Annotated in this window: 19 protein-coding genes; 12 read left to right on the forward strand and 7 right to left on the reverse strand. The window is 70.2% G+C overall.

Going from position 1 to position 22,889, the window contains the following annotated elements:
* The first annotated feature begins 265 nt into the window (after nt 1-265).
* Nucleotides 266-874, forward strand: coding sequence for a hypothetical protein (locus G3580_RS17215; protein ID WP_173767575.1), 609 nt, complete (start codon nt 266-268; stop codon nt 872-874).
* Nucleotides 875-881: 7 nt separating this feature from the next.
* Here the strand turns inward: G3580_RS17215 and G3580_RS17220 are convergent, their stop codons facing one another.
* The gene (locus G3580_RS17220; RefSeq protein ID WP_173767577.1) at nt 882-1,781 is read right to left on the reverse strand and encodes a LysR family transcriptional regulator; all 900 of its coding nucleotides are present in this window, start codon (nt 1,779-1,781) and stop codon (nt 882-884) included.
* 156 nt (nt 1,782-1,937) lie between these two features.
* On the opposite strand from G3580_RS17220, the gene G3580_RS17225 reads away from it, so the two are divergent.
* Nucleotides 1,938-2,153, forward strand: a complete 216-nt coding sequence (locus tag G3580_RS17225; protein WP_173767579.1) for a DUF1127 domain-containing protein — start codon at nt 1,938-1,940, stop codon at nt 2,151-2,153.
* A gap of 20 nt (nt 2,154-2,173) precedes the next feature.
* Here G3580_RS17225 and G3580_RS17230 read toward each other — a convergent pair whose 3' ends face one another.
* The 3 genes from G3580_RS17230 to G3580_RS17240 all read right to left on the reverse strand — a co-directional run bounded on the left by G3580_RS17230 (nt 2,174) and on the right by G3580_RS17240 (nt 4,308).
* Nucleotides 2,174-2,587, reverse strand: coding sequence for a VOC family protein (locus tag G3580_RS17230; RefSeq protein WP_173767580.1), 414 nt, complete (start codon nt 2,585-2,587; stop codon nt 2,174-2,176).
* 35 nt (nt 2,588-2,622) lie between these two features.
* A complete protein-coding gene (locus G3580_RS17235; RefSeq protein ID WP_173767582.1) occupies nt 2,623-2,967 on the reverse strand; it encodes a YciI family protein in 345 nt (114 codons plus the stop codon).
* Nucleotides 2,968-3,048: 81 nt separating this feature from the next.
* On the reverse strand, nt 3,049-4,308 hold the full coding sequence (locus G3580_RS17240; RefSeq protein WP_173767584.1) for an RNA polymerase sigma factor: 1,260 nt from the start codon (nt 4,306-4,308) through the stop codon (nt 3,049-3,051).
* A 51-nt stretch (nt 4,309-4,359) separates the two neighbouring features.
* On the opposite strand from G3580_RS17240, the gene G3580_RS17245 reads away from it, so the two are divergent.
* Both G3580_RS17245 and G3580_RS17250 read left to right on the forward strand, forming a co-directional pair.
* Entirely contained in the window at nt 4,360-6,117 is a 1,758-nt protein-coding gene (locus G3580_RS17245) for a CHASE2 domain-containing protein (RefSeq protein ID WP_173767586.1), read from the forward strand.
* Complete coding sequence (locus G3580_RS17250; RefSeq protein WP_173767588.1) at nt 6,114-7,274, forward strand: FecR family protein; 1,161 nt, start codon at nt 6,114-6,116, stop codon at nt 7,272-7,274. The genes G3580_RS17245 and G3580_RS17250 overlap by 4 nt, the downstream gene beginning before the upstream one ends.
* Nucleotide 7,275: 1 nt before the next feature.
* On the opposite strand, the gene G3580_RS17255 is transcribed toward G3580_RS17250, so the two are convergent.
* Nucleotides 7,276-7,653, reverse strand: a complete 378-nt coding sequence (locus tag G3580_RS17255; protein ID WP_173767590.1) for a hypothetical protein — start codon at nt 7,651-7,653, stop codon at nt 7,276-7,278.
* Between the two features lie 173 nt (nt 7,654-7,826).
* Here G3580_RS17255 and G3580_RS17260 point away from each other — a divergent pair, with 173 nt between their 5' ends.
* On the forward strand, nt 7,827-9,335 hold the full coding sequence (locus tag G3580_RS17260; protein WP_173767592.1) for a protein adenylyltransferase SelO: 1,509 nt from the start codon (nt 7,827-7,829) through the stop codon (nt 9,333-9,335).
* 82 nt (nt 9,336-9,417) lie between these two features.
* Here the strand turns inward: G3580_RS17260 and G3580_RS17265 are convergent, their stop codons facing one another.
* Nucleotides 9,418-10,314: a LysR family transcriptional regulator gene (locus tag G3580_RS17265; protein WP_173767594.1), complete on the reverse strand. Its 897-nt coding sequence runs from the start codon at nt 10,312-10,314 to the stop codon at nt 9,418-9,420.
* A gap of 87 nt (nt 10,315-10,401) precedes the next feature.
* Between G3580_RS17265 and G3580_RS17270 the strand changes: the two genes are divergently transcribed.
* A complete protein-coding gene (locus G3580_RS17270) occupies nt 10,402-11,187 on the forward strand; it encodes an NAD(P)H-dependent oxidoreductase (protein WP_173767596.1) in 786 nt (261 codons plus the stop codon).
* 66 nt (nt 11,188-11,253) lie between these two features.
* On the opposite strand, the gene G3580_RS17275 is transcribed toward G3580_RS17270, so the two are convergent.
* Nucleotides 11,254-11,715 carry a Cif family virulence factor gene (locus tag G3580_RS17275; RefSeq protein ID WP_173767598.1) on the reverse strand — a complete coding sequence of 154 codons (462 nt, stop codon included), beginning with the start codon at nt 11,713-11,715 and terminating at the stop codon, nt 11,254-11,256.
* Nucleotides 11,716-11,991: 276 nt separating this feature from the next.
* Here G3580_RS17275 and G3580_RS17280 point away from each other — a divergent pair, with 276 nt between their 5' ends.
* The 6 genes from G3580_RS17280 (at nt 11,992) to G3580_RS17305 (ending at nt 22,885) form a co-directional block, all read left to right on the forward strand.
* A complete protein-coding gene (locus tag G3580_RS17280; RefSeq protein WP_228720702.1) occupies nt 11,992-14,517 on the forward strand; it encodes a cytochrome c family protein in 2,526 nt (841 codons plus the stop codon).
* Nucleotides 14,518-14,530: 13 nt separating this feature from the next.
* Nucleotides 14,531-15,430, forward strand: coding sequence for a hypothetical protein (locus tag G3580_RS17285; RefSeq protein ID WP_173767600.1), 900 nt, complete (start codon nt 14,531-14,533; stop codon nt 15,428-15,430).
* 17 nt (nt 15,431-15,447) lie between these two features.
* Nucleotides 15,448-17,391: a hypothetical protein gene (locus tag G3580_RS17290; protein ID WP_173767601.1), complete on the forward strand. Its 1,944-nt coding sequence runs from the start codon at nt 15,448-15,450 to the stop codon at nt 17,389-17,391.
* Nucleotides 17,381-18,892 (forward strand): c-type cytochrome, encoded by a 1,512-nt coding sequence (locus tag G3580_RS17295; RefSeq protein ID WP_173767603.1) that lies wholly within the window; start codon nt 17,381-17,383, stop codon nt 18,890-18,892. Before G3580_RS17290 ends, G3580_RS17295 begins: the two co-directional genes overlap by 11 nt.
* 71 nt (nt 18,893-18,963) lie before the next feature.
* Complete coding sequence (locus G3580_RS17300; RefSeq protein ID WP_228720703.1) at nt 18,964-20,433, forward strand: c-type cytochrome; 1,470 nt, start codon at nt 18,964-18,966, stop codon at nt 20,431-20,433.
* Nucleotides 20,434-20,641: 208 nt separating this feature from the next.
* Nucleotides 20,642-22,885, forward strand: coding sequence for a putative bifunctional diguanylate cyclase/phosphodiesterase (locus tag G3580_RS17305; protein WP_173767605.1), 2,244 nt, complete (start codon nt 20,642-20,644; stop codon nt 22,883-22,885).
* Nucleotides 22,886-22,889: the final 4 nt, after the last annotated feature.

Raw genomic sequence — 22,889 nt, forward strand, 5'->3', positions numbered from 1 at the left:
CGCCCGCGCCTGCGCCCTTCCCGGCACCCTGCCCCATTTCGCAGCAACGGATTCAACCCCTGCCACATCAGCCAGATACGCACTCGCCCCACAGCTTATCCACACCTCTGCCCACGGCCGGCGTGGATAAATCGGGCGATGGTGGTCCGGCGCCTGCCGTGGCCGGGGCGAATTTTTGTCTCCGGATCTTTGCCGCCGAACTTCGGCGTGGCCGCCGTGCTCCAATAGGATGTCATCTCATCGCATCGGTCGCTCGGAGCTCCTCATGATGCTGCGCCTTCTCGTCTTGCTCGCCAGCCTGGTCTCGCTCACCGGCTGCGCCACCGGCCTCTATCATCCGGTCTGGACCGCCGAGGACGCGCCGACGATCCGGCTCGGGCGCACCGTGGCGGCGGTGCTGGTGCCGTCCGAATCCGACCGGCGCCTGTCCGAGGATGCCTTCGTGCAGTATCTGCAGCCGGCCATGGACATGACCGCGCTGCACGCGGCGGCGGGCAAGGGCAGCAGCGTGCCCGGCTCGGTGGACGAGGCCCGCACCCAGGCGCGCACGCTCGGTTTCGACTCCCTGCTGGTGGCGCGGGTGGTGGAAACCTACGAGCGCGAAATCTATCGCCCCACCTTCGGTTTCTACGCCGGCACCCATCCCTACTACGGCCTGTGGGGGCGCTTTCCGTTCGACTACTGGGACCGTCCCGGCTACGTGGACACGGTGCGGCGCAGCGTCATCGAGGTGAGCCTGTATTCGACCCACACCAAGGCGCTGATCTGGAGCGGCAAGGCCGAGACCTTCGCCACCGACAGCTTCGTCGATCAGGTGGAACCGCTCGCCGACGCCCTGCTCAAGGATCTGGTCGCGCGCGGCATCGTGCGCTGACGGCGCGTCAGCCGGCCAGCTGCACCGCTGGCGGCGCCACTTCCCACACCTGGCAAATCGTGCTCACCAGCGCCTGGATGAGCGGGTCGTTGGCGCGTCGGCGCGGATAGGTGAAGTTGAGCGGCACCGGCGGCAGCGCGAGCGGCAAGGCGTCGATCCGGTCGTCGCCGGCGTCGATCTTGTCGCGGCGAATCACCCCCAGCCCCGCGCCGGCCTTCACCATGGCGAGCACCGCGTCCTCCTGGTCAGCCAGCACCTTCTGGCGCGGCTCGCACCCATGCGCGTCGAACAGCGCGCGGATGGCGCCGTAGTGCGAACAATCGGGCGAGGTCAGCACCCAGGGCTGCGCCGCCAGCGCGCTCACGTCGGCGGCGTCGAAGGTGCCGCGCAGACGGGCGGGCACACCGACCGCGAGCGCCTCCTCGCCCAGGACCACGACCTCGATCGCCGGATCGGTCATGACCCCGCTGGTGAAGGCCGCATCGAGTCTGCCGACGCGCAGCGCGGGCAGGTTCACCTCGGTGCTGCCGCCGATGAAGGCCACCGACAGGCGCGGATGCGCGGCGCTGAGCGCCGTCTGGATCGCCGCCACGCGCAGGAACTCGGCATCCGAGTTGAGGCCGATGCGCACCTCGCCCACCACCTCGCCGCGCAGGCTGCGCGCCTCGTCCATCAGGTCCCCGGCCGCGGCCAGCGCGCGCTGCGCCTTCACCAGCAGCTGCGCTCCGGCGGCGGTCAGCTGCATGCCCTTCGGGGTGCGGTCGAACAGGGTCACGCCGAGCTCTTCCTCCAGCGCCTTCACATGGGCGCTGATGGCCGGCTGGCTGGTGAACAGGCGCTCGGCGGCCCGGGTCAGGTGGCCTTCCTCGGCCACGGTGACGAAGGTGCGCAGGTGGTACAGCTCCATGAGACGGCTCCAGCGGGGGTGCCATGGCATTGAAACGCATCGGCGCCAGCGACGCCATCACAATTTCCGAACGGGTCGATCCGGATAAACGATTGGCATGTTTTGGCGCGGATACCGAAGCTTCAGGCATATCCTGAACACGCCACGGAGGCTGCCATGCTCCAGCACACCCGCCCCGCCCTTCTGCCCGCCCGCCTCGGCCGCTCCCGTGCGCCCCGGCTCCAACGCTGGGGCGCCCTGTTGCGCCTGTGGCGGCAACGCGCCCGCAGCCGCGCCGAGCTGCGCGAACTCGACGAACGCCTGCTGCGCGACATCGGCATCAGCCGCGAGATGGCACGGTTCGTGGGCCAGAAACCGTTCTGGCGCCCCTGAGCGGCCGACGGCCCGCCCCTTCACATCGCCTTGGGGAAAATCACGTTCCACGCCACGCCGAAGCGATCGGTCACCATGCCGAACTGATGGGCGAAGAAGGTGGGGGCCAGCGGCATGGTCACCTGGCCGCCGTCGGTGAGCGCATCGAAACAGCGCACCGCCTCCAGCTCGTCCACCACCGTGAGCGTCAGCGCGAAGCTGCCGAACGGTTTGGGCTCGCCGGGGGCGCCGTCGGTGGCCATGACGACGCTGTCGCCGATGCGGAAGCTCGCGTGCATGACACCTTCCGGGGTCTGCGCGCAGCCGCCCTGCGCCTCCGGGGGCGCATCGGAAAAATGCATGAGCACCTCGAGGCGGGCGCCGAGCGCATCGACGTAGAACTGGATGGCCTCTTCGCAGCGGCCGTTGAAGATCAGATAGGGGTCGACTTTCATTTTTCTCTCCGTGTCATGGACTCGATCTCGGGGATTCAGACCTGCAGCTGCCGCACCGGTCGCACCTCGACGCAACCGACACGGGCGGCCGGAATGTCGGCCGCCAGGGCGATGGCCTCGTTCAGGTCGCGCGCTTCGATCAGATAGAAGCCGGTCAGCTGCTCCTTGGTCTCGGCGAAGGGGCCGTCGGTGATGCTCAGCTTGCCGGCGCGCATGCGCACCGTCGAGGCGGTGGCCACCGGCTCCAGCGCCTGGGCAGCGAGCATGCGCCCGCTGGCGGCCACCTGGTCGGCATAGGCCTGGCACTCGGTATCTTCCGGGCTGTCGGGCAGGCTGTGCAGCAAGGATTCGTCGGCATAGACAAGGCACAGGTATTTCATGGAAACCTCCGTGGGGTTGGGGCTGGCACGAACTGGTCGATTCCCCGGCGCGGTTTTCGACAACCGTTCGTCGAAAATGGCTCAGGGGTCCGGCAGGGCGTCGCGGCGCGCGATCATGTGGCGCTGCTCGGCCGATGGCCGGGTGAGCGCGATCGCCGCATCCCAGGCGTCCCGCGCCGCACCGGTCTGCCCCAGGCGCTGCAGCAGCTCGGCGCGCGCCGCATGGGCGAGCCGATAGTCGGCCAGCGGGCCGTCCGCCATCAGTGGATCGATGAGCGCCAGCCCCGCCGCCGGACCGTCGCGCATGGCCACGGCCACCGCCCGGTTGAGCGCCACCACCGGCGAGCCGGTCAGGCGCAGCAGCACGTCGTAGAGGCCGACGATCTGCGCCCAGTCGGTGTCCGCCGCGCGCGCGGCCTCGGCGTGCACCGCGGCAATGGCCGCCTGCAAGGCATAGGGCCCGGTGCGGCGTGATTCGAGCGCACGGGTCACCAGCGCCAGCCCTTCGTCGATCAGGCCCGCGTGCCACAGGCGCCGGTCCTGATCCTCGAGCAGCACCGGCCGCCCCTCGGCGTCGGTGCGCGCGGGCCGGCGCGCCTCGGTGAGCAGCATGAGCCCGAGCAGGCCGATCGCCTCCGGTTCGGGCAGCAGGGCCACCAGCAGGCGGCCGAGGCGGATGGCCTCCTCCGACAGCTCGGCCCGGGTCAGGTCCTCGCCGGCAGAGGCCAGATAGCCCTCGTTGAAGATCAGGTAGATCACCTGCAGCACGCTGTCGAGCCGCGCCGGCAGATCGCGCCCGTCCGGCACCTCGTAGGGGATGCGCGCGGCACGGATCTTGGCCTTGGCGCGCACGATGCGCTGCGCCAGGGTGGGGGTCGCGGTCAGGTGGGCGGCGGCGATGGCCTCGGTGGTCAGGCCGCACACTTCGCGCAGGGTGAGCGCCACCTGGGCCTCGGGCGCCAGCGCGGGGTGGCAGCAGGTGAAGATCAGGCGCAGGCGGTCGTCCTCGATGGCCTCGTCCGGTGTCTGCGGCTGCGCCACGTCCTCGCCGGTCTCCGCCAGGCGCCAGGCCAGCTCCGCCAGCGAGGCGTCGAAGCGGGCGCGCTGGCGGATGCGGTCGATGGCACGAAAACGCCCGGCCGACACCAGCCAGGCGCGCGGATTGGCCGGCACGCCCTCGCGCGGCCAGGCGCTGGAGGCGGCCATGAAGGCTTCCTGGAGCGCCTCCTCGGCCAGGTCGAAGTCCCCCAGCAGGCGGATCAGCGTCGCCAGCACGCGACGCGATTCGTCGCGGAACACGGCCTCGACCCGGGCCAGGGCATCGTCGTCGGAACGGTTCATGGCCGCCAGCATACGCCGGCATGGTGACCTTGCGTTGTCTAGAATGAGCTCATGACAGCGTCGTCTTCGCCCACCCTCTTCATCAGCTACCGGCGCGACGATGCCAGCGCCCGGGCGGGGCGCCTGTGCGACTGGCTCAAGCGCCAGTTCGGCGCCACGCGCGTGTTCCTCGACACCGACAAGATCGCCGCCGGGGACGACTTCGCCCGCGTGCTCGACGAACGCCTGGCGAGCACCGACGTGCTCATCGTCGTCATCGGCCCCGGCTGGCTCGACGCGGCCAATGACCGGGGCCGCCGCCTCGACCAGGCGGACGATTTCGTGCGCCAGGAGGTGGCCAGCGGCCTGGCCGCCGGCAAACGGGTGGTCCCGGTGCTGGTGGGCGGTGCGCAGATGCCCGCCGAGGCCGAGCTGCCCGAGGCGCTCAAGGCCCTGCATTTGCGCAACGCCGCGATCGTGGACGACGCCAGCTTCGAGCGCGACTTCAACGCCCTGGTGGACGACATCCTGCAGCGCCCGCGCGGCTACCTGCGCCGCGAGGTGGACCGGCTCACGCGCCTGGTCCGGGCACTCAGGCTCACCTCCCTGCTGGTGCCGGTGCTCGCCGTGGTCGTGGTGCTGGCGCTGTGGGTGAGCCTGCTCGCGCCGCTCAACCTCGACACCCTCGCCGAGAACAGCCTGCTGTGGCTGGCCGACGAGATCGCCCCCCTGCCCGAGGACGCCGGCGTGACGATCGTGGCCATCGACGACGCCAGCGTGGCCCGCCTCGGCCCGCCCTTCGGCGCCAACGCCCGCTGGCGCGGCCTGCATGCCCGCCTCATCGAGCGCGCCCGCGCCGCCGGGGCCAGCGCGGTGGCCTTCGACCTGGCCTTCACCGGCGCCACCGGAGCCGACGCACGCCTCGCCGGCGCGGCACGCAGCGCCCGGTCGGCCACACCGCCGATGCGCGTGATCCTCGGCGGCCACCGCTTCGACGACGCCGCCAACGCGCGGCCCGCCCCCCTGGCCGCGCTGACGCACGCCACCACCTGCCTGATCCAGCGCGACCAGCGCTACCTGGTCCCCCTCGCCACGCTGCCCGCCGACACGCCGATGGCCCGGCACATGCCGGTGCATGACGCCGCCTTCGCCCTCGCCGCCGCCTTTGCCGGCACGGTGTCGGAAGCGGACATCGACGAGCGCCGCCTGCGCCTCGACGGCGTACCCGACGCCCAGGCGCCACGCTTCTCCAGCCTCGAGCGCGTCCCCGACGACACCTGCGTGCCGCCGCGCCGTGGCGACACGGTCGCCGCGCTGCTGCTGCGCGCCAGCGCCGCGGACTACTGGCAGGCACCGGCGCGGCACATCGCCTATGCCGACGTGCTCGACCCGGCCGTCACCCCGGATGCGCGGCTCGCCGGGCGCATCCTGGTGGTGGGCGACGCCCGCCGCGACAGCCGCGACCGCCATCCCCTGAGCCGCGGCTTCACGCGGCGCAGCGTGCCCGGCGTCGAACTGCATGCCGAGGCCATCGCCACTCTCGTCCACCACCGCGAAACCGTGCAGCCCACCGTGGACCAGGCCCTCGCCATCCTCGCCGGCATGGGGCTGGCCGGCGCCGCCACCGGCTTCTTCGCCGCGCCGCTGCCGCCCTGGCCGCGACGCGCCGTCACCGCGCTGGTGGTGCTCGCCTACCTCGGTCTCGCCACGGCGCTGGCCGTCGGCGGGTTCCTGCTCAACCTGCCCTACGACCTGACCGCCTTGTTCCTCGCCTGGGCGGTGCTGCACCGGCTCCAGGCGCCGGATCGTTCATGGAGTCCCGCCGCATGACCGCCACCACCCGTGCCCCCCTGCGTGTGTTCCTCATTCTCCTGCTCGGTGCCGCCCTGAGCGGCTGCGGGCCGGCCCTCAACAAGGTGGTGCGCGAACACCCCGGCGGCGGCTTCGTGAGCGTGGACGCCGCCACCGCCGGCCAGCTCGTCTCGGTCACCCGCGGTGGCCGGGCGCTCGACGTGCGCCTGCCGCTCATGCTCCAGCCGGGTGACATCATCGAGACCGGTGCCGGCGGCGCGGTGCTGCGCCTGGACAACGGCGAGGCGGTGCTGGCGCCACGCACCAAGGTCCGCCTGGGGTCGCTGGAGGTGTTCTTCGGCCGCGTGCTGGCCAGCGTGCGCGGCCTGTTCCGGGTCGAGGACGAGAGCGTGGCGGCCGACGTGGAAGGCACCCGCTTCCTGTTCGAATCGTCGCCGGGCCGCAGCATGCGCGTGGTGGTGCTCGACGGGGTGGTGCGCTGCAGCTCCCGGCAGGATCGCTGGGCGCCGATGCGGGTCGCCGCCGGCCGGCAGATGACCCTGAACTATCGCGGCGCGCGCGCGCCCGTGGTCAATCCGGTGAGCGAGGCCGAGATGGCGCGAATCGATCAGTGGGCGCAGACCATCCGCAACGCGCCCAAGGCCGGCTGGTGTTGCGCGGGCGGTCGGGTGTATCCGGCCCTGTCGAACGCCTGCGGCGGCCATTTCGAGGAATCGCAGCGCACCGCCGAATATCAATGCACCCGCGGCTGGTGCTGCGCGGGCGGGCAGGTCTCGGCGAGCCTCCGCGCCGAGTGCCGCGGCAGCTTTCATGTGAGTCAGCGCGAGGCGGTGGCCGCGTGCACCGAGCCGACCGGCTGGTGCTGCGTCAATGGCCAGGTGATCCAGACCACCCGCAGCCGCTGCGCGGGGCAGTTCTTCGGCAACGACGCCAACGCGGCGCAGCGCGCCTGCACCCCACCGCCAGCGGCCACGCCGCCGTCACGCACCGGCACCGTCACCCAGCCGGTGGTGCCCATCAACCCGAACCTGCTGCGCATCTACCAGGCGACCCCGGTGTGGTGCTGCATTCGCGGCCAAGTCAGCCAGACGAACCGGGCCACCTGCGCGGAACGGGGCGGCACCGCCTACCCCGACGCCGACACGGCCCGTCAGCGCTGCGTGGTGATCAAATAACTCAGCGTGCGCAGGCGCGGCGCACCGCCGGCACCAGCAGCACGACCAGGAAGCTCAGCAGCATGGCCGCCGCCAGCCACACGTCGGTGCCCGGCAACTGCGACAGGCTGTGGTGGTGGGCGACCCACCAGCCCATGCGCGCCAGCTGCACCAGCGCCCCGACCACGCCCAGCCACCAGGCCCAGGCGAAGCGCTTGCCCAGGCCCCAGGCGTCGATCAGGCACAAGGCCACGATCAGCCAGCTCACCGGGCGCACCAGGTTGAGCCGCAGGCTCACCGCCACGTCCGACAGACCGACGTTGAGCAGGCTGTCGCTGGCGACGAACCAGGCGTAAAGCAGCAGGATGGAGATGGCGAAATAACGCAGCGCGGCAGTCACGACGACCCCGGGGGAACCAGAACGGCGCGAAGCATATCCCATCCCATGCCGGAAGGTGCACCCGCAGCCCCAAACCCCTGCGCCCGAAAGGGTCGCAACGGCCGCTGTTCGGTGACACACTGGCAAGGACCACAGACCCGCGACAGACGGGTCGCATCACCCAACGGAAGCCCATGGATACCCCGACCCGACCCGGCCTCGACCGCCCTCACCGGCTCGATGCCCTGCCCTTCGACAACAGCTTCGCCCGCCTGCCGGCACGCTTCTACACGCGCCTGGCGCCCTGGGGCCTGCCCGAACCGCAGCTGCTCGCGGTGAGCGACGAGGCCGCCGCGCTCATCGGCCTGCATGCGGACGAGGTGCGCCGGCCCGAATTCGTTGAGGCCTTCGCCGGCAACCAGCCCCTGCCCGGCGGCGAGACCCTGGCGGCGGTGTATTCCGGCCACCAGTTCGGCGTCTGGGCCGGCCAGCTCGGCGACGGGCGTGCCCACCTGCTCGGCGAGGTGGCCACCGCCGACGGCCCCTGGGAGCTGCAGCTCAAGGGCGGCGGGCGCACCCCCTACTCGCGCATGGGTGACGGGCGCGCGGTGCTGCGCTCCTCGATCCGCGAGTTCCTCTGCTCCGAGGCCATGGCCGCGCTGGGCATCCCCACCACCCGCGCGCTGGCGCTGGTCGGCTCCCACGAGCCGGTGCAGCGCGAGACCCTGGAGACGGCCGCCGTCGTCACCCGCATGTCGCCCAGCTTCGTGCGCTTCGGCTCCTTCGAACACTGGGCCGCCGCCACCGACGTGGACGCCCTGCAGACCCTCGCCGACTACGTGATCGACCGCTTCTACCCCGCCTGCCGCGAGGACGCCCACCCGGTCCGGGCGATGCTGGCCGAGGTCAGCCGGCGCACCGCCGCGCTGATGGCGCAGTGGCAGGCGGTGGGCTTCATGCACGGGGTCATGAACACCGACAACATGTCCATCCTCGGCCTCACCATCGACTACGGCCCCTTCGGCTTCATGGACGCGTTCCGCGCCGGCCACATCTGCAACCACTCGGACACCGCCGGCCGCTACCGCTTCAGCCACCAGCCCCATGTGGCGATCTGGAACCTGCAGGCGCTCGGCCACGCCCTGATGCCGCTCATCGAAGACCCGGAGGCGCTGAAGGCCGCCATCGAGGCACCCTTCGTCGACACCTACAACCGCGCCTTCATCGAGCGCATGGGCGCCAAGCTGGGCCTGCCCGACGCCCGCGCCGAGGACGCCGAGCTGATCACCGCGCTCTACGAGGTGATGCAGGAGAACACGGTGGACTACACCGGCTTCTTCCGCGCCCTGGCCACCCTGCGCCGCGAGGCCACCCGGCCCGAGGACGACGCCCCGGTGCGCGACCGCTTCGCCGACCGCGACGCCGCCGACGCCTGGCTCGCCCGCTGGCGCGAACGACTCGCCGGCGACACCCGCCCTGACGCCGAACGCCAGGCGGCCATGCACGCGGTCAACCCCAAGTACGTGCTGCGCAACTGGGTCGCCGAAAGCGCCATCCGCGCCGCCCAGGCCGGCGACATGGGCGAATTCCACGCGGTGCACGCCTGCCTGCGCCGTCCCTTCGACGAGCAACCGGAATACGAACGCTTCGCGGCGCCACCACCCGACTGGGCGGACGGGCTGGAGGTGAGCTGTTCGAGTTGAGGGGGTGGCCTAGAGGGCTGGCAACGCGGCACTGTCCGGCGGATGCTGCATCGTCGTTCGGTCCGACACGAACGCCCAAGGCTCACATCGATTCGGCAATGTGATCGCGCAACCATTGGTGCGCCGGGTCGCGATGGATCCGATCGGGCCATAGCATGAGCATCTCGAAGCCCGGCACCTCCAGCGGCGGCTCGACCACCTGGAGCCTGTCGTTGCCGCGCACCAATCGGGACGGCACCATCGCGACGAGATCGGACCCTTCGAGCACCGCACACAGAAACAGGAAGTGGGGCACGGACAGGGCAACCCGGCGCCTCAGGCCCGACTCGGCCAGCACCGCATCGGTCACCCCCCGAAATCCCCCGCCATCCGGGGACACGATCACATGGTCGAGCTTGCAGAACTGGGCCCGGGTCGGTCGCCCCTTCACGTGTGGATGGCCAGCGCGCGCGGCCAGCACGTAACGCTCCTCGAACAGGATCCGGCGACGCAGGTTTGGCGGCGCTTCGCCATCGATCAGGAAGGCCAGATCGATCTCCCCCTGCGCCGCCTTTTTGGCGACGAGCGCCGGGGCCGTCTGAACCACGGCCAGGCGTGTCCCGGGCGCCGCCCGGCGCAGGCCGGACAGGGCGGGCAGCAGGACCGTGAATTCGCCGTAGTCGAATGCCGCGGCCCGCCACGTCTGGGACGACCGCTCGGGCTCAAAGGGCGTGCTTGGCGCCACCGCCTGGGCCAACGCGCCCAATGCCTGGCGGAGTGGTTCGCGCAGTTCGTCCGCTCGTGCGGTTGGCCGCATGCCGCGCGGCCCCGGCAGGAGCAGCGGATCGGCGAAGAAGTGCCGCAGGCGGGCGAGCTGCGAACTGACGGTGGGCTGCGACAGATGCAAGCGCTCGGCCGCGCGGGTCACGTTGTGCTCGACCAGCAAGGCGTCGAGGGTCACCAGCAGATTGAGATCGAGCCGCCTCAGGGAATTGTCCATACCAATACCAGCCATTCTGGAAAGTCATTTTCAATATACCGGGAGGCGACCCATAGTGACCGTACTTTCCAACGGAGCACGCCCCCAATGAATGTTCTTCTCGTCTATGCCCACCCCGAGCCCCGATCCTTGAACGGGGCTCTCAAGGACTACGCCATCCGACGCCTGGCGCAGGCAGGCCACACGGTGCAGGTGTCCGATCTGTACGCCATGGACTGGAAGGCGACGCTCGATGCGAGCGACAATTCGGCGCCACGGACGGACGCGCGCTTCGACGCCTCGGCCGATTCCATGCAGGCATACAGGAACGGCACGCAAAGCGCCGACATCGCAGGCGAGCAGGACAAGCTACGCTGGGCCGATGCCGTCATCGTGCAGTTTCCCCTCTGGTGGTTCTCGATGCCGGCCATCCTCAAGGGCTGGGTGGACCGGGTCTACGCCTGCGGCTTCGCCTATGGCGTGGGCGAGCACTCCGACACCCATTGGGGCGACCGCTACGGCGAGGGCAGCCTGTCGGGCAAGCGCGCCATGCTGGTGGTCACGACCGGCGGCTGGGCGTCGCACTACGCACCCCGCGGCATCAACGGCCCGATCGACGACATCCTGTTTCCGATCCAGCACGGCGTCCTGTTCTACCCCGGCTTCGACGTGCTCCCGCCGCACGTGATCTACCGAACCGGCAAGATTGACGCACTCGGCTTCGCGCAGACCTGCGACGCGCTGGGCGAACGTCTGGACGCGCTCTGGAGCACCCCGGCGATTGCGTTCCGCAGGCAAAACGCCGGCGATTACAACATCCCGGAACTGACCCTGCGCCCCGAGTTTTCTCCGGGCGGGGAGGGGTTTGGCATTCACATTCATCCGAACGGGTAATCCGCGTCGCACACACGCCGAAGCTCCGCTGACCGGGCTCCAGCACCCCGGCGTCGGCCCGCCCCGCTACTCCCACGTCAGCCGCACCAGCCGCCAATCCCCCTCCGTCTGCCGCCACAGGCCGCGCACGTGGTAGATGCGCCCGGTCTCCGGGATCAGCCCCTCGGCGCCGGTGAGCAGCACGGAGGCCTCGCTCCAGGCCTGGGTGGGGTCGTGGGCGAGCGGGGTGACGGTGAGGCCGGTGACGACCACGCCGATGTGCGGGTAGCGCAGGAAATAGCCGGCGAGCAGGCGCCGGACGCCCGCCGGGTCGAGCCGTGTCGGCGCCTCGCTGGAGCCGCCCTGGAAATCGGCGGCCAGACGGGCGCGCACGCCGCCATTGTCGTGCTCGGCCAGAGCCGACTGAATGGCCGCGACCTCGGCGCGGATGGCCTCTTCCGGCGGCGTTCGGGTGCAGGCCGCGCAGAAGAACAGCAGCACGATGACCAGGCCGTGTCGCCACGGGCATCGCATGGAAAGAAAAGGCATTCCGAACTCCCGATTGCGCCGTCACCCGGGCAGACACCGGCGCGCCGGAAATACCCGACGCGGATGTCATAGCCGCAAGTGCACAAATTCACATGACGCTTGGCTTTCAGGGCAGGCGTGCTACACCGGAAACATACGATACCGGGAATTCGGCACAGGGGCCCAGACCCGCAACCGAAGGCGCTCCAGGATCGACGCGGCCCGCATTCGGGTCGGCGAATCGCCACAGGCGCCACACACGCCGGACGCTCCTCTCAACCCTCGCGGAGAGTCATCATGTTCCGTCCGATGCTGGCTGTCGTTGCCATGGCGATGGCGCTCGTCCTGCCCGCGCCCGCCGGGGCCGACACAGCCGCCGACGCGCCGATCCAGGCACAGGACGCCCCCTACTACGCCGCCTGCGCCCGCGAGGGGCTCGATGCCTCCCAGTGTGCCGGGCGCCTGATCTGGTTCAAGGCCACCGCCGGCAACGACCGCTTCAACACCTACGTGTTCCAGCAGCGCATGGGGGTGCTCATCGACTGGTTCCGGGTGCTGCGCTCCGACCAGCGCGACGACCGTTTCCGTGCCTGGGGCGTGATCAACGACCCGGGCTGCTGCACCCCGGGCGATCCGAACTGTCCGGCCAAGAGCCTGGATGAGACCTACGGCTTCGACTGGTGCCCGGGCGACGCGGAACTGCTCAAGTACGTGGGCAAGCCGGGCTATCGCGATCCGGCCTGCGACTTCAAGGACGCCGCGCTGAAGGCGGGCGACCCGCACGGGCCCGAGGACCAGCGCCAGAGCGCCTGTGATCTCGCGTTCGGCACCTCGGCCGGGGCGCTGGGCTTTCGCAAGTTTCCCAACCCGCGCTTCGATCGCGACCAGTGGATCGCGCTCAACGGCCGCGCCGGCAGCTGGGCGGGTTACGCCAAGCCCATTCCGGCCGCCGGCGGTTCGGGCGAGCCGGCCAAAAGCCGGCTCATGGACGGCAGCGTCGAGCCGCCCTTCCTGATCGGCACCGCCTGCGGCTCCTGCCACATCGCCTTCGATCCGCTCAATCCACCCAAGGATCCGGCCCATCCGGCCTGGGAGAACATCAAGGGCCTGCAGGGCAACCAGTATTCGCGCATCTCCGAGATCATGGTCTCGGGCATGGCCACCAACACCCTGGAATGGCAGATGTTCGCCCATGCGCGGCCGGGCACCACCGACACCTCGGCGATCCCCAACGACCAGGTGAACAATCCCGGCACCATCAACGCCCTCATCAACATCCCGCAGCGCCCGGTGTTCGCGGGCGAACAGGTGCTGCGCTGGCACAAGACCCGCGCCTGCGAGGGCCAGCCCGAGGCGGTGTGCTGGTGCGAACCGGGGCGCGAGGGCAAGTGCTGGGAAAAATCCCTCCAGACCGAGACCGTGCATCACATCCTCAAGGGCGGCGAGGACTCCATCGGTGCCCTCGGGGCGATCCAGCGGGTGTACTTCAACATCGGCTCCTGTTCGGAAGCGTGCTGGATGAACCACCTCTCCGACCTGCGCCAGCTCGATCCGCAGCAGCGCGGCTTCGGCCAGACACCCTTCGACATCGGCCAGTGCCGGCGCGACTGCCCGAACTTCCGCGCCATCGAGGACCGGCTGGACAACGTGCTCGACTTCTTCATGTCCGCCGAGGCGCGCGCCACCGACCTGCGCGAGGCGCGCGAGCATGAACTGCGCAAGATCTCTCCCACCGCCGAGTATTCGGACCAGGACCTGATCGCCGACCTGAACGCCGAGTTCGGCGACGGCGCGGTGGCCCGGGGCGAGCAGATCTTCAAGCAGACCTGCGCGCGCTGCCACTCCAGCTCGCCCGAAGCCGCCGCCGGCAACTTCGACGCCATCGACTTCCACAAGACCGATCCCAAGAGCGGCCTGCGCGCCGACTGGATGGGCAACGACCAGGCCACCCTGGTCTCCGAGGTGGGCACCTTCCGCTGCCGCGCGCTGCATTCGAACCACATGAGCGGGCACATCTGGGCCCAGTTCGGCTCCGAGACCCTGCGCGCCCGGCCGCCCGACCCCAACGTGAAGGAACCGTCCGACGGCGGGCGCGGCTACTACCGCAACATCTCGCTGCTCAACCTGTGGGCGCACGCCCCCTTCATGCACAACAACGCCATCGGCCCCGAGCTGTGCGGCCAGCCGGCCAACAAGGCCAACGCCTTCTACGCCATGCGCCCGCGTTATGTGGACGCCAGGGACCTGTCCCTGCTGCCCCCCGAGAAGCAGCCGGCCTGCTGGGCCTACGACCCGAGCGTGACCGGGCGCTACGACCTGTTCAAGGCCAGCGTGGACGCCCTGCTCCATCCCGACCAGCGCATGCCCAAGGTCACCCTGCTCAACGAGGACGTGACTCTGCGCATCGGCCCGCGCCTGTGGGACGGCACCGACAAGGAGAAGCTGCTCGGCTTCTCGCTCACCATCCCGGCCACGATCGACGGCCGTGGCGTCAATGCCGGCACCCTCGGCAACTTCCAGCACAAGGCCTTCGTGGTCGATCTGGTGCAGGCCAAGTTCAAGCCCGCGGAAGTCGAAAAGCGGCTCGTCGCGCAGTGGGGTGAACAAGAGGGCAAGCGCATCCTCGCCGACCTCAAGGGCATCACCGAGGAGGTCACCCGCCAGCCCAACGGACTCATCGAGGCGCTCAAGAAGCGGCCCTATCTGGTGAAGAAGATCTACAGCTCGTGTTTCGCCGAGGTCGAGAACGCCGGCCACCGCTTCGGCGAGGACCTGTCCGAGGCCGACAAGAAGGCGCTGACCGCCTTCCTGGCCACGCTGTAAGGGGGAGACCGCCATGAATCGACTCACGCACAGCGTCCTCGTCCTCATGAGCCTCGCCCTGCTCGCCGCCTGCGGCAGCAAGGAGGACCGCACCGCACCGGACGTCCCCTTCGCGCCCTGGGGCGAGTCCTACAGCGCCAAGCCCGATTTCGCCCAGTTGGAGTACGACCACCCGCTCTCGGTGGCCGACCTGTACAAGATCACGCCCAAGAACCTCGCCCTGCTCGACCAGGAGCAGGTGGACCAGATCTACGCGCGCCTGAGCGCCGGCCCGATTCCCGACGGCCCCTTCGAGGGCGACCTGTTCTTCCCCAAGGGCGCCAGCGGCAAGTCGCGTCTGTCCGAGATCGCCGGGGGCAAGCTGCGCGGCCTGCTGGTGGACGTGGGGGTCAAGAAGCTCGATCTCATGGGCGAGATCCTGTGGAAGGGCAAGGTCTTCTATCGCGACCAGCGGCTGCTGCGCAACCGCATCGAGGACCTGGGCCCGCTCAAGACCCTCGGCCTGGTCGAGGAGAGCGACGACAACCCGCTCCAGAAGATCGAGGTGAACGGCCATGACCAGTGGCTGCTGTTCCCCGCGCGCCTGTACTGCGGCCAGAGCCTGCTCGACAGCCGGCGCGAGTCCATCATCATCGACTATGCCTTCACCGACCAGCTGCCCGGCTACCGCAAGATGCCCGACATGATGGCCGGGCGCGACGGCTTCGCCATCCGCGACGAGATCCGCATGGTGCGGCCGGGCTTCTACCTGGGCCGCGCCTATCTGGACCGCAGTTTCGTGGTGAATTTCGTGCTCTACAACGACGCCATCGCCGAGGCCGGCAAAGCCGACTTCATGAAGACCGGCCGGGTGCCGGAAGACTGCTGGGGCGGCTCCCAGCTGCGCAAGATCATCACCGCCACGTCGGGCTGAGCCGGTTCGGTATCGCCATGGCCTGGACCCCCGTCTTTTTCCTGCTCCTCCTTGTGCCGCTCGGTGCGCAGGCCGCGCCGGGCGGTACCCTGTTCGAGCAGGTGGCCCTCGGCGCCGGCGCGACGACCGTGCCCTTTCCGCTCGACGCCCTGCTCGCGCGCATCGCCGGCCAGCTGGCGACGGGTCGTGACGGCCTGCGCGTGGTGCTGATCCCCATCGGGCGCTCGCTGCAGCGCCATGCCGCCGGCGACGCCCATGCCTTCGCGCTGCCGCGCGCCGTGATCGCGGTCACCGGCGAGCCGAGCGATGCCCGCGCGCCGCTGCTCAAGGACCGACTCTACCTGGGCTACAGCCCCGCCGCCGGCCTGCTCGAGGTGATCAGCTATCACCCGGGCAGCGGACGCTTCGAGTTCCAGATCGTGGACGACTACCGCGCCGGCGCCACCCCCCGGCTGCGCCCGGGCAACCGCGGCCTGTGCCTGGCCTGCCACCAGAACCACGCCCCCATCTTCTCGCGCCCGGGCTGGGACGAGACCAGCGCCAACCCGGTCATCGCGCGCCTGCTCGCGCGCACCGGCCGCGACTTCGACGGCCTGCCCTGGCGCCATGGCGTGGACGTGCCCCAGGCCATCGACGCGGCCACCGAGCGCGCCAACCTGCTGCCGGTCGCCCAGCGGGTGTGGCGCCAAGGCTGTGCCGACGCCGACCCGAGCGCCGCCATCGCCTGTCGCCGCGCCCTGTTCCAGCGCGCGCTGCTCGCCCGCCTGCGCGGCGTGCCCGACACCGAGGCGCTGGCGCGCGACCCCGCCCTCGCCCCGCTGCGCCGTCACTGGCGCCACGACTGGGCCGAGGGCCTGCCGATTCCGGACCCGGACATCCCCGACCGCCGGCTCTTCGCCGCCGACTCCCCCGGCGCGCCGGTGGCCACCGACCCGGCCACCCTGCACCATCTGGCCGACGTGGCCGCGCCCTTCGATCCGCTCGCCCTGCGCCCGCCGCGCGAACACTGGGCGCTGAGCGCACCGGACACCCCGGCCCGCCTGTTCCACGCCCTCGGCCAGTTCATCTCCGCCACCGACGTGCGCAGCCTCGACGCGGCCCTGCGCACCCGCCCCGGCGCGACCGACCGCCAGCGCCTGAGCTGCCAGCGCACGCCCCGAGGCGCGCGCATCAACCTCGACTGCCGGGCCGGCGCACGGCTGCATCTGCAGGCGCGCTTGAGCGGCCCGCGGCTGGCGATCGACCGGCTGGTGCTCGACGGCCGCGCCACACCGCCGGTCACGGTGCAGGCGACCGACGCGGGCTTCGCGCCGATCGGCCAGCGCCCGCGCCGCGCCGACGGCCACGCCCTGAGCCGCCTGCGCCTCGACGCGGGCGCGGAGGCCGCCGAGTTCACCGACGATCTGGCGCCGCTGGAGGCGGCCCTCGACGCCCTGGCCGACGACGCCCGCGCGGGCCGCAGCGACGCCTTCGCCGACGCGCCGCTGCGCCGCGCCAACCTGATCGGTCCGCTCCTGAGCGCCCTCGGCCGCCCGGCCCCGGCACCGGTCGCCGCCACCGAGCCGGTCACGCGGGCACACACCGGCCACCGCGCCCGCCCCCCGGCCCTGGCGCCCTTCTACCGCCGCTGCGCCATGTGCCACACCGGCTCCGAGGCGTTCCCGCCCGCCTTCCTGCGCGGCGACGATGCGACGGTCACGCGCCAGCTGACCGCCTGCGCGCCACGCATGCTGCGCCGCCTTGCCATGTGGCAGCGCCCGGCCGGCGCGCGCGAGAAGGTGCCCATGCCACCGCCGGCCGCCCCCCCGGCGCAGGACCTGCGCGCCTGCGGCGATCTGGACGCCCTGCGCACCTGGCTGAACGCTCGCCTCGCGCCCGACGCGCGCACCGCGCTCGACCGCCTCGCCTACGCCGACCTGCCCGCCTGCACCGTTGATCCGGAGTCCTCCCATGGCCGATGAGCATCCGCACGAATCCGCCACCCGCCCCATGCACGGCCTGCTGCGCACGCTGCTGTGGCTGCCCTGGGTCCTGGCCCTGATCGCTGGCGTCTATGCGCTGGGCCGGTTCACCGCCGACATCCCGGTCGCCTACCCGCCCATCGACATGCACTTCAAGTACGGCTCCACCGGCGGCGAGCGCGAATCCGGCTTTCCCTACTGGATCTGGAAGGTGCTGCCCAAGGTGTGCCCGGAATACCTGCCCGGCGAGGGCTACCGGTCGCTGGGCTTCATCTACGAGCCCGGCCGCGACCTGCCGGTGGGCGTCTCCAAGCGCTTCAACCTGGGCATCGACCGGGTCTTCCTCAACTGCGCGGTGTGCCACACCAGCACCGTGCGCGACACCCCGGGCGCCGCGCCGCGCCTGATTCTCGGCATGCCGGCGCAGCGCATGGACATCAAGGGCTTCGAAAGTTTCTTCTTCAACTGCGCCGCGAGCGCCAAGTTCCGCAGCGAGTTCATCGTGCCGCAGATCGAGGCGGCCGCCGGCGGCCTCTCCCCCCTCGACCGCTATGTGGTCTATCCGGTGGCCATCAGCCTGATGCGCGAGCGCCTGCTGATGCTCCGTGACCGCTTCAGCTTCGCCTTCGACCAGCCCGACTGGGGGCCGGGCCGGGTGGACACCTTCAACTCGGCCAAGGTGCTGTTCAACTTTCCCATGCACCAGCTGCCGAAGAAGGAACTACTGGGCGCCTCCGACTTCCCCTCCATCTGGCTGCAGGGGCCGCGCATGAAGCGCGACGACGGCCAGCGCATGGAGCTGCACTGGGACGGCAACAACACCCACACCGAGGAGCGTAACAAGAGCGCCGCCTTCGGCACCGGCACCACCCCGCCTACCATCGACCTGCGTGCCATCGGCCGCATTCAGGACTGGCTGCTCGGCCTCGAACCGCCCGCATGGCCCTACGCCATCGACACCGCCAAGGCGGCGCGGGGCAAGGCCGTCTATGGCGAGTACTGCGCCGCCTGCCACGGCGCCAGCGGACGCGACTTCTCGGGCGCGCAGGTGGGCCATGTGACCCCCATCGGCCAGATCGGCACCGACCGCGCCCGGCTCGATTCCTACACCTACACGCTGGCGGTGAACCAGGCCACGCTCTACGCCGGCTACCCGTGGCGCTTCACCCATTTCCGCAAGACCTTCGGCTACGCCAACATGCCGCTGGACGGCATCTGGCTGCGCGGCCCCTATCTGCACAACGGCTCGGTGCCCTCCCTGCGCGACCTGCTCGAACCGGCCGCGAACCGCCCCGTGAGCTTCTACCGTGGCGACGACATCATCGACCGCGACAAGGTCGGCTGGGTGTCGAACGTGGCCGAGGAGGCCGGCCACAAGTACTTCTTCTACGACACCCGCCTGCCCGGCAACGGCAACGGCGGTCACGAGGGCACCGCCTACGGCACCGAGCTGCCGGACGCGGACAAGGACGCCGTCGTCGAATACCTGAAGACGTTTTGAGGGCCCATGACCATGAACGCCGTAACGCAAGAACGTAGCCCGGTCCGGGCGACTTGTTCAGGGGCCGACTCATGAGCACGACGACCTGCTCCCCACGCTGCCGCAAGTGCCTTGCCATCCTGGGTCTGCTCGTCGTCTTCGGGGCGGCGGCCGGGGTCTATGGCTGGATGAAATTCTTCCGCGAGGTGCCCCAGCCCGACTGGATCACCTCCAACCCGGACATGCGCTTCAAGTACGGCTCCATCGGCGCCGAGAACGACGCCGGCATCCCCTACTGGATCTTCTACGTGCTGCCCCGGGTGTTCCCCGACAAGCTGCCCGGCCCGGGCGGTTACGCCAGCTTCGGCGTCGCCTGGGAGCAGGGCATGGAGCTGCCGGTGGGCTTCACCAAGAAGACCATCGGTTTCGCCCGGGTGGCCAACACCTGCGCGGTGTGCCACACCGCCAGCTACCGCACCAGCGTGGACAGCAACCCGGTGTTCGTGCCCACCGGCCCCAACCACACCCTCAACCTGGCCGCCTTCTTCCGCTTCCTGGTCGACTGCGCCAAGGATCCGCGCTTCAACGCCGACGTGCTCATGCGCGAGATCAACCTGGTCACCGACCTGTCCTGGGACGATGCGCTCATCTACCGCTACCTGCTCATCCCCCTCACCAAGCAGCGCCTGATGGCGCGCGAGCAGCAGTTCGCCTGGCTCTACTACCCGGAGTTTCCCGACTGGGGACGCGGCCGTGACGACGCCATGAACCTGACCAAGTACTTCATGATCCGCTGGCCCATGGACGACAGCTTCGGCCCCACCGACATGCCCTCGATCTGGAACCTGGGCAAGTACCACGAGGACCAGGGCGCGCTGATGAACTTCGCCGGCGACAGCCACAACGCCCGCTCGGTGGTCATCGACTCCGCCCTCGGCCTGCTCGGCGCGCCGCCCAAGGACAAGGACCGCTTCCTCAAGACCATGGACTGGATGCTCGACTACCTCAAGGCCGCGCGCGCGCCGAAATACCCCTTCCCCATCGATGACGCGCTGGCCGCGCAGGGCAAAGCGGTGTTCGACGCCACCTGCGCCCGCTGCCATGCCAGCGCGCGCACCGGCACCGTGGTCCCGGTCGAGGAGGTGGGCACCAGCCGCGACCGCATGGACACCTGGAACGCGAAAGCCGCCGCCGAGGCCAACCAGGTGGTGCGCGACATGGGCATCGAGCGCGAGGGCCTGGTCGAGGCGCCGCTGCGCGGCTACGTGGCCGCCTTCCTCGACGGCATCTGGCTGCGCGCGCCCTACCTGCACAACGGCTCGGTGCCCACCCTGCGCGACCTGCTCAAGCCGGCCGCCGAACGCCCGGTCACCTTCTGGCGCGGCTACAACCTCTACGATCCGGTGAACGTGGGCTTCGTCACCTCGGGCGCGGAAGCCGAGTACGAGGGCACCCTGCACGACACCCGCCTCAAGGGCGGCGGCAACGGCGGGCACGAATTCGGCACCGGTCTGTCGCCATCCGACAAGGATGCCCTGATCGAATATATGAAAACGCTATGAACCCTGAGCGCGCGGCGCGGCCATTCCGGCGCATAATGACTTACGCTGATCGGGCAACCCTTTTGGGGTGACCGACCACTGACTCAAGATCCGGCGCAAGCGTCCGTCCTTCTTGACAGAGAATGAGAGCAGTTCGAGCAAGACCTGCCAGCATCATCCCCGACACGTCACACTCGCTTCAACGCAGGTCCGCCCAGGAAGAGTCACCATGCCACACGAGGACAAAGGCGCCGCAGATCGCATCCGCTTCCGCGCCGAGGCTGCGCCCCCCGATCACGCCCCCCCGGAAGCACGCCCGTGGCGCATCCTCTCCGCCGACGACGACCTTGACTTCCGCCAGGCCCTGAGCTTTGCGGTGCGCGACATGCGCATCCTCGGCCGCCCGGTCGAGCTGATCACCGTCGCTTCGCTCTCCGAGGCCGCCCGCCTGCTGGCCCGCGATCGCGATTTCGCGGTCATCCTGGTGGACGTGGTGATGGAAACCGACGACGCCGGCATCCGCCTGGTCAAAGCCATCCGCGACACCCTCGGGCTGCAGGAGCCGCGCATCGTGATGCTGACCGGGCAACCCGGGTTCGCACCGGCCGAAGCCGTGCTGGAAACCCTGGATCTGTCCGACTACTGCCTCAAGTCCGACCTGAGCCACCGTGGCCTCAAGAACATCCTCACCGCCGCCATTCGCGCCTACGACCATCTGGCCGAGGTATCGGCGGCCCGTCGCGGGCTGCAGATGATCCTCGAGGCCAGCAACCACTTCGCCGCGGCCCGCTCGGTCGCCCAGCTGGCCGAGGCGGCGCTGGTGGAGCTGGCGCAGTTGCTCGGCGTGCCGCCCGACGGCATCGTCTGCGTGGAGGCCCGCGCGCAGGAGCGCACCGTACCGGCCTCGCCGATGGTCATCGGCGCCGCCGGGCGCTTCACCCCGTTCCTGCACCAGGCGATCGACCATCTGCCCGAGGCCCCCGTCGCCGCACGGATCCGCGAGGTGCTCGCACGCCGCACCGACGTGGCCGGCACGGATTTCCAGCTCATCTTCGTGCCGCGCCAGCTCGCCCTGTCCGACTACGTCATCTACATCGCCTCCGGGCGGCCGCTCGAGCGCACCGAGCGCGAGCTGGTGAAAGTCTTCGCCGCCAACGCCTCCAAGGGCTTCGGCAACGTCGCCCTGATCAGCCGTCTCGACCGCATGGCCTACGAGGACGAGTTGCTGCACATCCCGAACCGGGGCGCCCTGTTGCGCGAGATCGAAACACGCCGCCTGCAGGGCGAGGGCCATGAGCACCACCTGGTGCTGCTCGACCTGGACAACTTCGCCGGCCTCAACGACGCCTTCGGGGTCGAGTTGGGCAATCGCATCCTGCGCGCGCTCGTGGCCCCGCTGCAGCAACGCTTTCCGGCCCCGGCGGTGGTCGCGCGCATCAGCTCCGACGTGTTCGGCATCGTCGGCCCGGCGGCGCAGGTCACCATGGCGCGGGCGGCGCAGGTGTTCGACGAACCACTCGAGATCGACGACGAACGCTACCGCCTCACCGCCTGCGTCATGGAAATCGCGCTCGACGCCATCGACGGCGATCCGGCCGAGTTGCTGCGCGCCGGCTGGGGCATGCTGCACCATGCCAAACTGCAGGGGCCCGGCAGCCGGATCGCCTACGACCCCCACATCGAACAGGCCGCCGGCCATCGTTTCGCCCTCATGTCGCGGCTGGGCCAGGATCTGCGCCGCGAGGCCCTGTTCCTGCAGTTCCAGCCGCAGGTGGACATGGCGAGCGGGCGCGTGGTCGGGGCCGAGGCGCTGTTGCGCTGGCGTACCGACGAAGGGCTGATTCCACCGTCCGAGTTCATCCCGATCGCCGAGAAATCCTCCTACATCCATGCCATCGGCGATCTGGTGCTGCGTCAGGCCTGCCAGGCCCTCGACCGGCTCGCCGCGGCGGGGCTGGCGCATCTGGTGCTGAGCATCAATCTGTCGGCACGCCAGTTCGAGGACCCGAACCTGATCCCCGGGCTCCTCGAGACCTGCGCGGCCGCCGGCATCGCGCCGGGGCGCCTCGAAGTGGAAGTGACCGAGACCACGGCCATGGACAACTTCGCTCATGTCTCGCAGGCGCTGAGCCGCTACCGGGACGGCGGCAACACGGTGGCCATCGACGATTTCGGCACCGGCTTCTCCTCGCTGGAATACGTCTACCAGCTCCCGGCCGACCGCCTGAAGATCGACCAGGTCTTCGTCGCCCGCCTCGAGCATGACGAACGTGGTCGCCAACTGGTCCGCCTGATCCTCGACCTGGCCCGCTCCATCGACGCCACCGTCATCGCCGAAGGGGTCGAGACCGCCGCCCAGGCCGAGTGGCTCACGGCCCATGGTTGCCACATCGGGCAAGGCTGGCTGTACGCCCGCCCGATGCCGCTGGAGGCCCTGATCGACTTTTGCGGCGCGGCCGGCGCTGCGGCCTGAGCCC

Source organism: Nitrogeniibacter mangrovi (assembly GCF_010983895.1).
Taxonomy (GTDB): Bacteria; Pseudomonadota; Gammaproteobacteria; order Burkholderiales; family Rhodocyclaceae; genus Nitrogeniibacter; species Nitrogeniibacter mangrovi.